Annotated in this window: 10 protein-coding genes; 4 read left to right on the forward strand and 6 right to left on the reverse strand. The window is 65.2% G+C overall.

Annotated elements, in window-relative coordinates:
* Positions 1 to 146: 146 nt before the first annotated feature.
* Positions 147 to 581 carry an acyl-CoA thioesterase gene (locus tag AC3WL2_RS19775; protein ID WP_102683476.1) on the forward strand — a complete coding sequence of 145 codons (435 nt, stop codon included), beginning with the start codon at positions 147 to 149 and terminating at the stop codon, positions 579 to 581.
* Here AC3WL2_RS19775 and AC3WL2_RS19780 read toward each other — a convergent pair.
* The 5 genes from AC3WL2_RS19780 to fdhD all read right to left on the reverse strand — a co-directional run bounded on the left by AC3WL2_RS19780 (position 571) and on the right by fdhD (position 6,252).
* Complete coding sequence (locus tag AC3WL2_RS19780; RefSeq protein ID WP_102683455.1) at positions 571 to 1,227, reverse strand: response regulator; 657 nt, start codon at positions 1,225 to 1,227, stop codon at positions 571 to 573. The two genes, AC3WL2_RS19775 and AC3WL2_RS19780, sit on opposite strands and share 11 nt — an antisense overlap.
* Before the next feature lie 118 nt (positions 1,228 to 1,345).
* Positions 1,346 to 2,155, reverse strand: coding sequence for a CheR family methyltransferase (locus AC3WL2_RS19785; protein WP_102683454.1), 810 nt, complete (start codon positions 2,153 to 2,155; stop codon positions 1,346 to 1,348).
* Between the two features lie 209 nt (positions 2,156 to 2,364).
* A complete protein-coding gene (locus AC3WL2_RS19790; RefSeq protein WP_046857505.1) occupies positions 2,365 to 2,847 on the reverse strand; it encodes a glycine zipper domain-containing protein in 483 nt (160 codons plus the stop codon).
* 223 nt (positions 2,848 to 3,070) lie between these two features.
* A complete protein-coding gene (locus tag AC3WL2_RS19795; RefSeq protein WP_102683453.1) occupies positions 3,071 to 5,416 on the reverse strand; it encodes an FdhF/YdeP family oxidoreductase in 2,346 nt (781 codons plus the stop codon).
* Positions 5,417 to 5,424: 8 nt separating this feature from the next.
* Positions 5,425 to 6,252 (reverse strand): formate dehydrogenase accessory sulfurtransferase FdhD, encoded by an 828-nt coding sequence (fdhD, locus tag AC3WL2_RS19800; protein ID WP_102683452.1) that lies wholly within the window; start codon positions 6,250 to 6,252, stop codon positions 5,425 to 5,427.
* A gap of 175 nt (positions 6,253 to 6,427) precedes the next feature.
* Here fdhD and lysM point away from each other — a divergent pair, with 175 nt between their 5' ends.
* Positions 6,428 to 6,868 carry a peptidoglycan-binding protein LysM gene (lysM, locus tag AC3WL2_RS19805; protein WP_102683451.1) on the forward strand — a complete coding sequence of 147 codons (441 nt, stop codon included), beginning with the start codon at positions 6,428 to 6,430 and terminating at the stop codon, positions 6,866 to 6,868.
* Positions 6,869 to 6,976: 108 nt separating this feature from the next.
* Here the strand turns inward: lysM and yrfG are convergent, their stop codons facing one another.
* Positions 6,977 to 7,639: a GMP/IMP nucleotidase gene (gene yrfG / locus AC3WL2_RS19810; protein ID WP_102683449.1), complete on the reverse strand. Its 663-nt coding sequence runs from the start codon at positions 7,637 to 7,639 to the stop codon at positions 6,977 to 6,979.
* A 64-nt stretch (positions 7,640 to 7,703) separates the two neighbouring features.
* Between yrfG and nudE the strand changes: the two genes are divergently transcribed.
* Positions 7,704 to 8,270 (forward strand): ADP compounds hydrolase NudE, encoded by a 567-nt coding sequence (gene nudE / locus AC3WL2_RS19815; protein ID WP_023630347.1) that lies wholly within the window; start codon positions 7,704 to 7,706, stop codon positions 8,268 to 8,270.
* Positions 8,267 to 9,100 (forward strand): 3'(2'),5'-bisphosphate nucleotidase CysQ, encoded by an 834-nt coding sequence (cysQ, locus tag AC3WL2_RS19820; protein ID WP_102683448.1) that lies wholly within the window; start codon positions 8,267 to 8,269, stop codon positions 9,098 to 9,100. Before nudE ends, cysQ begins: the two co-directional genes overlap by 4 nt.
* The last annotated feature ends 102 nt before the right edge of the window (positions 9,101 to 9,202 follow it).

Genomic DNA, 9,202 nt, shown 5'->3' on the forward strand with positions numbered 1-9,202 from the left:
GCTGCCGGTTCGGATAAGGAAGCCGCCCCTCGGGGCGGCTTTTTCGTTATTCGATGTAGGAACGGGTTTGGTCTGCGATGGGGGCGATACAGTACTGGCAGAATCTGTTTCACTTGCAGGGTACCCACCAGAATGCAGATGGCCCCATGACCGAGTCTCCGCAACGCTCCGCCTTCTCCCATTTCCATCCCATCCTCACCCGTCCCCAGGACAACGACCACAACGGTCACCTCGCCGGTTCCACCGTGCATGCCTTCTTCGAAACCGCGATCCAGGCTTTCCTGGTCGAACAGGCCGAGCTGGACCTGCGCGACGGTGACCTGGCCGCTTTCGTCGTGAGTTCTGCGGCAGACTTCTTCGCCTTGCCTGGCTTTCCCGACGTGCTTGAGGTGGGCCTGGGGGTGACCCGTCTGGCGGGCAGCACCGTTGAGTTCAGCCTGGCGCTGTTCCGCCCGGGCGAGACCGAAGCCTGCGCGGCGGGTGGGGTGGTGCAGGTGTTCATCGAGCGCGCGTCGGGCCGCCCGGCGGCACTTCCGGAAACGCTGCAGCTGATCCTCGCCGGGCTGTCACTCAATCGTTGAGGCGAATAATCCCTTCGCGCACGGCGAACAGCACCAGGCCGGGCACGTCGTGGATCTGCAGGCGGTGCATGATCTGCGAGCGGTGCGCCTCTACGGTCTTGATGCTCAACCCCAGGCCGTCGGCGATGGAGCGAGTGGTTTCGCCGCGGGCGATCAGGCGCAGGATCTCCAGCTGGCGGGTGGTCAGGGGCGGCGGCTGGACCTGGTTGGCAACGCGCTTGCGGCTGTGCTTGAGGGCCTGGCCGATGACCATCGGCAGCACCGCCGAAGACAGGTACTGGCCACCGCCGCGCAGGGTCTGCAGGGCCTGCTCCAGCTCGGTCACCGTGGCGTTCTTGAGCAGGAAACCATGGGCGCCGAGCTGCAGGCAGCTCATTACATGCTCAAGCTCCGAGCGTGGCGAGAACATCAGCACCCGGCTGGCGGGAGCGCGGATGAACAGTTCCTGCAGGGCCTGTTGGCCGTCCAGTTCGCCGCTCATGTCGAGCACCACGATGTCCGGCTTGAGCTTTTCGGCCAGGCTCACGGCATTCATGGCATCACCGGTGTCGCCCACCACGACGAAATCTTTCTTCTGCTCCAGCAAGGCACGCAGGCCGGCGCGGAAGAGGGGCGAATGATCGGCAAGCAGGATTCGGCAAGGCATGGATTAGGGCCTGTTTCGCAAGGGAAGGGGGGCGGCAGGCCTGCTCGATCCGAAAGCGCACTGCCGCGCAACTGCGCGATCAGTCCTTGTCTGCCGATTGGCGCGGCAGTGCCTATTATCATAGGCGTTCGAACACCGACGGCAGTAGCGGGCGCAGTGGCAGGCCCAGCGCGTGGACGCTTTCGCTGTGGCCGATGATCAGCAGGCCACCGGGGCGCAGGTGCGCCAGCAACTGCTGGAGCATCTCGCTCTTGTAGCGTGGCGCCAGGCTCGACAGCAGGTTGCGCAACAAGATGACGTCGAAGCTGCCGAGGTGGGCAGGCAGGGGCCGGATCAGGTTGATGGCCTCGAAGCGTACCTGCTCGCGCAGGGCGGGTGCGATGCGCAGGCGCCCGGCCATCTCGCCGACACCGCACAGGCAGTGGCGGGCCAGCCAGCCCTCGGGGAAGTAGCGGGCCTGGGCGATGTCGTAGATGCCGGCGCCTGCGGTTTCCAGCAGTTGCGGGTCGAAGTCGCTGGCCAGCACCTGCCAGCCTGGGTGACGGGCTTTTTCTGCGGCGACCATGGCCAGGCTCCAGGCCTCCTCGCCGGTGGCACAGGCTGCGCTCCACAGGCGAGCGGGGTGGTCGAGCTCGGCCAGCCAGCGGGCCAGGCATTCGAAATGGCGATGTTCGCGAAAGAAGTAGCTGTCGCGGGCGACCAGCAGGCGCAGCAGGTGCTCGTGCTCGTTTGTGCCCTGTGGGCTTTCGAGCAAGCTGAGGTAATGCTCGAAGCTAGCCAGGCCCAGCGCTTTCAGGCGCTTGTGCAGACGTGACGCGACCACGGCCCGGCGATCATCGGCCAGTTGCACGCCGGTAGCCTGCATCACGCGCTGGCGTATCGAAGCAAAGCCGGCTTCGCTGAGCAGTGGCGGGCGGCGGCTGGGCATCCTTCAGCCTCTCCTGGCTCGGGGCAGACAGATGAGATCGGTGAAGGTCGCGCGCATTCCCTGCGTCCTGTACGTGGTCGAAACAGCGATGATAACTAGTGGCTAGTGGCCTCCATATCGGGGTGGCCCTTAATCCCCTGGCTTGTCTGCAAACTAAAAGGCCCTGCCGGTGAGGGCAGGGCCTTAGGCGTCAGGCTTAAGCCTGGCGATCAGTCATGGCGCCAGTGGCGTTTGTGCTTGCGGTGGCCGTAGTGATGGCCGCGGTCGTAATGGCGGCGGTCATCGTAGTCACGACGGTAGCGGCGCGATTCATGGCGCTCGTCTTCGTCGGCCTTGTTGCCCATGTAGTTACCCAGTGCGCCCCCGGCGCCACCGCCGGCCGCCGCACCGATGTAGCTACCGGTGGTACCGCCCACCGAGCGACCAACCACGTTGCCGCCGGCCGCGCCCAGTGCGCCACCGATGGCCGCTTCGCCGCGCTGGCGCTTGTCGGCACCCAGGGCACCGCCGGCCGCGCCGCCCAGGCCGGCGCCAATGGCGCCGCCGGTGCTGCCACCGATCGAGTTGCCCACCACGGAGCCCAGTACCCCACCCAACGCGCCGCCAATGCCGGCCTCGGTGGTGCCGCCTGCCATGGCAACGCCGCTGAGCAGACCGAAAGACAACAACAGAATCGAGGAGTACTTCTTCATCAAGAGAGCCTCAGAGGGATGACGAAGCGGAATTTGAGGCTCGGCGAAGCGGCTGGCAATCGGAATCCGACGAGTAGCACGAGTTGTACACAATTCTCTAAGTTATTGAATTGTGTATGAAACTTTCTCGATTTTTGCTTGTCTGAGGTACTTATGACAAAGCCCTGAACCGTTGCGGAACAGGGCTTTTTTGTGGGCGGCGTTCAGCTTTGCCGGGCGCGAATCAGATGATGCGCCCGTCGTCCCGCGCGCGCTCCAGCTTGATGGCGATGAATTTCGATGTCGGCGTGTGGCTGCCGTCACCGATGCTCTCCAGCGGCACCAGCGGGTTCACCTCAGGGTAGTACGCCGCCGCCTGGCCGGCGGGGATGTCGAACGCCAGGAGGGTGAAGCCATGCACCCGGCGTACGTGCTCATCGCCCCACAGTGACACGATGTCGACCTTCTGCCCCGGCTGGAAGCCCAGACGGACGATGTCGGCTTCGTTGGCGAACAGTACGTCGCGCTGGCCGCGCACGCCGCGGTAGCGGTCGTCCATGCCATAGATGGTGGTGTTGTACTGATCGTGCGAGCGCATCGACTGCATGATCAGGTCCGGGAGCTGGCCGCTGGCGCGCACGCGTTCGTCGAGCAGGCTGTCCGGTAGGAGGTTGGCCTTGAAGTTGGCGCGGCCGCTGGCGGTCTTCCACTGGCGGCTGCCGGCGCTGTTGCCGAGATAGAAGCCGCCGGGCAGTCGCAGACGCTCGTTGAAGTCGGTGAAGCCCGGGATGGTGTCGGCGATCAGGTCGCGGATGCGGTCGTAGTCGGCCACCAGCCAGTGCCAGTCCACTGGCTGCTTGCCCAGGGTGGCGGCGGCGATGCCGGCAACCACGGCTGGCTCCGAGCGCATCTGTCGAGACAGCGGCTTGAGCTGGCCGTTGGAGGCGTGGACCATGCTGAAGGAGTCCTCCACCGTCACCGCCTGCGGGCCTTCGCCCTGCAGGTCGATATCGGTGCGGCCCAGGCAAGGCAGGATCAACGCCTGTTTGCCGTGAATCAGGTGGCTGCGGTTGAGCTTGGTGCTGATATGCACGGTCAACTCGCAGTTGCGCAGCGCCTGGGCGGTGCGCTCGGTGTCCGGCGTGGCCTGGGCGAAGTTGCCGCCCAAGCCGATGAACACCTTGGCCCGGCCTTCCAGCATGGCGTGGATGGCCTCGACGGTGTTGTGACCGTTGTGGCGTGGCACCGGGAAGCCGAAGCGTTTTTCGATGGCATCGAGCAGGAACACCGGTGGGCGTTCGTTGATGCCCATGGTGCGGTCGCCCTGCACGTTGCTGTGGCCGCGCACCGGGCACAGGCCGGCGCCCGGTACCCCGAGGTTGCCGCGCAGCAGCATCAGGTTGACGATTTCCTGGATGGTCGGCACCGAATGGCGGTGCTGGGTGATGCCCATGGCCCAGCACATGATCACGCGTTTGCCTTTGCAGTACATGCGTGCCGACAGCTCGATATCGGCCAGAGTCAGCCCGGACTGGGCCTGGATCTGTTCCCATGGGGTGGCGTCGACCACCGCCAGGTATTCGTCCACGCCATGGCCGTGTTCGGCGATGAAGGCATGATCGAAGATGGCCGGCGCGCCGCTGGCCTGGGCCTCACGCTCCCATTGCAGCAGGAACTTGGCCATGCCGCGCAACAGCGCCATGTCGCCGCCCAGCGCCGGGCGGAAGAATGCCGTGTTGGTCGGACGGTCGCTGTTTGTCAGCATCTCCAACGGGTTCTGCGGGTGCTGGAAACGCTCCAGGCCACGCTCCTTGAGCGGGTTGACGCACACCACCTGGGCGCCGCGCTTCACCGCGTCGCGCAGCGGGTCGAGCATCCGCGGGTGGTTGGTGCCGGGGTTCTGGCCCCAGACGAAGATCGTGTCGGCGTGCTCGAAATCGTCGTAGGTGACCGTGCCCTTGCCCACCCCGACGCTCTGGCCCAGGGCCACGCCGCTGGCTTCGTGGCACATGTTCGAGCAGTCGGGGAAATTGTTGGTGCCGTAGGCACGCACGAACAGCTGATAGAGATAGGCCGCCTCGTTGCTGGCCCGGCCGGAGGTGTAGAACTCGGCCTGGTCGGGGCTTGCCAGGTTGTTCAGGTGCCGGGCGATCAGGGCGAAGGCGGCGTCCCAGTCGATCGGCCGGTAACGGTCGGTGATCGGGTCATAGACCATTGGCTCGGTCAGTCGGCCCTGATACTCGAGCCAGTAGTCGCTCTGCCCCAGCAGCGCGCTCACGCTGTAGCGGGCGAAGAACGCGGCGTCCACCCGGCGCTTGGTGGCTTCCCAGTTGACCGCCTTGGCGCCGTTCTCGCAGAACTTGACCATGCCGCTTTCGGGCGAGTCGCCCCAGGCGCAGCCGGGGCAGTCGAAGCCGCCGTTCTGGTTGGTCTTGAGCAGGGCGCGGATGTTCTTCAGGGCGTTGTCGCTGCCCACCCAGGCCTTGGCCACGCTGCGCAGCGCGCCCCAGCCGCCGGCGGGGCCGGGATAAGGTTTGTAGCGAGGGGTGGAGGCGGGGGTGTTGTCTGGCAGTTTTTCGTAGGAGGTCACGGCTGTTGCTACTCCGCCGCTGGGCTGAACACCCGCGGTGCGCTGTGTTTGGGCAGATGAATGAGGTTGAGGTTGTGCTTGCGCGCCCATTGCAGGGCCAGGCCGGTGGGCGCGGAAAGGCTCACCAAGGTCTGGATGCCGGCGCGCAGGACCTTCTGGATCAGTTCCAGGCTGCAGCGGCTGGTGACGATGGCCAGCCCCCCTTGGGTGTCGATGCGCTGGCGCAGCAGGGCGCCGATCAGCTTGTCCAGGGCGTTGTGCCGGCCAATGTCCTCGCGGCCCAGCAGCAGCTGGCCGTCGCGGTCCATGAACAGCGCCGCGTGAACAGCTCCGCAATGCTGGCCGAGGGGCTGGAAGGCATCGATGCGCTGGCGCAGGTCTTTCAGCCAGTGCGCGGGCGGCAACGGCGCCCCGGGCAGCACCTTCAGTTCGGGCAATGCCTGCTCCAGGGCCTCGACGCCGCATAGGCCGCAGCCGCTGGTGCCGGCCAGCTGACGGCGCTGATTCTTCAGGTTCCAGAAAGCGCGGCTGGAGATCTCCAGGTCGGCATACAGCGCCGAACCGCTGCCGGAGAGCTTCACATCGTAGATTTCCTCGGTACCGGCGACGATGCCGCTGCCCACGCTGAATCCGACGGCGAAGTCTTCCAGGTCGGTCGGGCTGACCAGCATCACCGCCTGGTTCAGGCCGTTGTAGACGATCGCCAGCGCCACTTCCTCGGCCAGCGGGGTATTGTCGCGGGCGGCATCGGAAAGCTGGACATAGTCGTAGGTGTTGCTGGCGGCGGGCAGGGCAAAGGGCGTGGACGCCGCGCAGACCGGTGGCTTGCTGTTCATCGGGGCGAATACCGGCTGGCAGTTTGACCCCACAAGCCTAGGCCCCTGTACCGGTGGCGTCTAATCGCTAGCGTCTATGTCGTGATAGAGCGCGTCGATTGGTCGCAGCGGGGCGGGATGGCCGATCCTGGCCTAGACTCCTGCTTCCATGGATTCACCATCAAAGGAGCGCCACATGAGCCTGTTCAGTTTCGTGAAGGAAGCCGGCGAGAAGTTGATCGACCTGCTGACCCCCGGCAATGCCAATGCCGAGGAACAGTTGAAGAAACACGTCCAGGACGTTGGTTTGGGCAACCCGAACATCTCGGCCACTGTAGAGGGTGACAAGGTCATCCTCAAGGGCGAGGTAAGCAGCCAGGAAGAGAAAGAGAAGATCATCCTGGCGGCCGGCAATATCGCTGGCGTGGCCTCGGTGGATGACCAGATCACCGTTACCGGGCCGGTGGCCCAGGCGGCCCGGTTCGTCGAGGTCGAGGAGGGTGACACCTTGAGTGCCATCTCCAAGCGTGTCTATGGCGACGCCAACAAGTACAACAAGATCTTCGAGGCGAACAAGCCGATGCTCAAACATCCGGACAAGATCTACCCGGGGCAAGTGCTGCGTATTCCTGACTGAGGGGGCGCTTGTAGGAGCGGCTTTAGCCGCGATGCGGGCATCGCGGTGCCTGGCACCCGCGTCGCGGGTGATCGCGGCTGAAGCCGCTCCTACGGGGCGAATGCGCAGTTACAACCCTGCCAGCAACGCCCGGTAATCCTCTACTGCCGCGAACTCCTGGGTATCGCGTGGCTCGGCCCGACTATCCGGCTGGCGCACAGCCAGCAGGTGCCCCACGCCAAATTGCCGGGCACTGCGCAGAATCGCCAGGGTGTCATCGATGAACAGGCTGCGCGCCGGCTCGAAGCCGATGTCTGCCTGCAACGCATCCCAGAACTGCGGGCTCTCCTTCGGATAGCCATAGTCGTGCGAGCTGATCAGCCGTTCGAAATAAGGCGCCAGCTCCACCCGCTCCAGCTTCAACGACAGCGAGTCACGGTGCGCGTTGGTGATCATCACCACCCGCTTACCGGCCTTGCGAATGGCGGCGAGGAAGGTATCGGCATCCGGCTTCAAGGCGATCAGGTCGGCGATCTCCAGCTTGAGCTCGCGGATCGGCAGGCGCAGTTCACGGCTCCAGAAATCCAGGCAGTACCAGTTGAGCGTGCCAGCGTGCTGTTCGAACAGCGGGCGCAGCTCGAGCTCGGCCATGGCCCGGCTCACGCCATGCAGCTCGGCGTAGCGCTGGGGCAGGTGCTGCAGCCAGAAGCGGTTGTCGTAATGCAGGTCGAGCAGGGTGCCGTCCATATCCAGCAGGACGGTATCGATGGCGGACCAGGGAAGAACGGGCATGGGAAATTCTCGATCAGTCGGCAAGCCACGGTATAGTAACCCGTTCACGCCAAGGAGCCGCCCCATGCGCCAGAAACCCACCGTCCTCAGCCGCGAAATCGTCGCCAGCAGCCGCCTGTTCCGCGTCGAAGCCGTGCAGTTGCGCTTCTCCAACGGTACCGAGCGCACCTATGAGCGACTGGTCGGCCGTGGCAATGGCTATGGCGCGGTGATGATCGTGGCCATGCTCGATGCCGAGCATGCGGTGCTGGTCGAGGAGTACTGCGGCGGTACCGACGAGTACGAGCTGTCGTTGCCCAAGGGCCTGATCGAGCCGGGCGAGGACGTGCTCGCCGCCGCCGACCGGGAGCTCAAGGAAGAGGCCGGTTTCGGCGCGCGTCAGCTGGAACACCTGACCGAGCTGTCGCTGTCGCCCGGTTACATGAGCCAGAAGATCCAGGTGGTCCTGGCCACCGATCTGTACGAAGAGCGTCTGGAGGGCGACGAACCCGAGCCGATGCGCGTCGACAAGGTCAACCTGCGCGAGCTCTCGGCCCTGGCCATGCACCCGCAGTTCAGCGAAGGCCGGGCGCTGGCGGCGCTGTACCTGGCCCGTGACCTGCTGATCCAGCGTGGGGTGCTGAGCGTATGAATGATCGGCAACTGATGCAGGACGTAGCCAAGCTCGCCTTGGTGGCCGGCGAGGCGACCTTGCCGTTCTGGCGCGCTGACGTGGCGGTAAGCAACAAGGCCGACGATTCACCGGTGACCGCTGCCGACCTGGCGGCCCATCGGGTTATCGCCGATGGCTTGCAGGCGTTGGCGCCGCAGATTCCGGTGCTCTCCGAAGAGGACTGCGACATCCCGCTGGCAACCCGCGCAGGCTGGCAGCGCTGGTGGCTGGTCGATCCTTTGGATGGCACCAAGGAGTTCATCGCCGGTAGCGAGGAGTTCACCGTCAACATCGCGCTGATCGAAAACGGCGAGGTGGTGTTCGGTGTGGTGGCGATGCCAACCAATGGCCGCTGTTACTTCGGTGGACGCGAGTTCGGTGCCTGGAGGGCCGAGCGTAACGAAGAGGCTCAAACGATCCAGGTGCGTAATGCCCCACCGGCACAGGAGCGGTTTACCGTTGTCGCCAGCCGTCGGCATTCGAGTCCGGAGCAGGAAGCGCTGCTGGCGGGGCTTGGGAGTGCGGTGGGGGAGCTGGAACTGGCCAACATCGGCAGCTCGCTGAAGTTCTGCCTGCTGGCCGAAGGCAGTGCCGACTGTTATCCGCGGCTGGCGCCGACCTCGCAGTGGGATACTGCGGCTGCCCAGGGCGTGCTGGAGGGAGCCGGGGGCGAAGTGATCGGGCTGGACGGGTTGCCGTTCCGCTACCCACCGCGTGAGTCGCTGCTCAATCCGTTCTTCCTGGCGTTGCCCCGCGCGGCTGAATGGCGTCAGGCGCTCGTCGAACTGGCGAGTGCGATCAAGGCTTGAGCTCGTCGGGGCCGCTACGCGCCCCATCGCCGCGGTTCGTCACTACCCTCGTTGCTCACCACCGTCTCCAGCGTCAGTCGTGCCCGTCCACGACGTTGATAC

The sequence above is a fragment of the Pseudomonas sp. FW305-96 genome (assembly GCF_058783825.1).

Coding starts and splice junctions, on each gene's coding strand:
- cysQ (WP_102683448.1), top strand. CDS start 8,267: ATGAATGATCGGCAACTGATGCAGGACGTAGCCAAGCTCGCCTTGGTG.
- AC3WL2_RS19775 (WP_102683476.1), top strand. CDS start 147: ATGACCGAGTCTCCGCAACGCTCCGCCTTCTCCCATTTCCATCCCATC.
- AC3WL2_RS19790 (WP_046857505.1), bottom strand. CDS start 2,847: ATGAAGAAGTACTCCTCGATTCTGTTGTTGTCTTTCGGTCTGCTCAGC.
- yrfG (WP_102683449.1), bottom strand. CDS start 7,639: ATGCCCGTTCTTCCCTGGTCCGCCATCGATACCGTCCTGCTGGATATG.
- AC3WL2_RS19785 (WP_102683454.1), bottom strand. CDS start 2,155: ATGCCCAGCCGCCGCCCGCCACTGCTCAGCGAAGCCGGCTTTGCTTCG.
- lysM (WP_102683451.1), top strand. CDS start 6,428: ATGAGCCTGTTCAGTTTCGTGAAGGAAGCCGGCGAGAAGTTGATCGAC.
- fdhD (WP_102683452.1), bottom strand. CDS start 6,252: ATGAACAGCAAGCCACCGGTCTGCGCGGCGTCCACGCCCTTTGCCCTG.
- AC3WL2_RS19780 (WP_102683455.1), bottom strand. CDS start 1,227: ATGCCTTGCCGAATCCTGCTTGCCGATCATTCGCCCCTCTTCCGCGCC.
- nudE (WP_023630347.1), top strand. CDS start 7,704: ATGCGCCAGAAACCCACCGTCCTCAGCCGCGAAATCGTCGCCAGCAGC.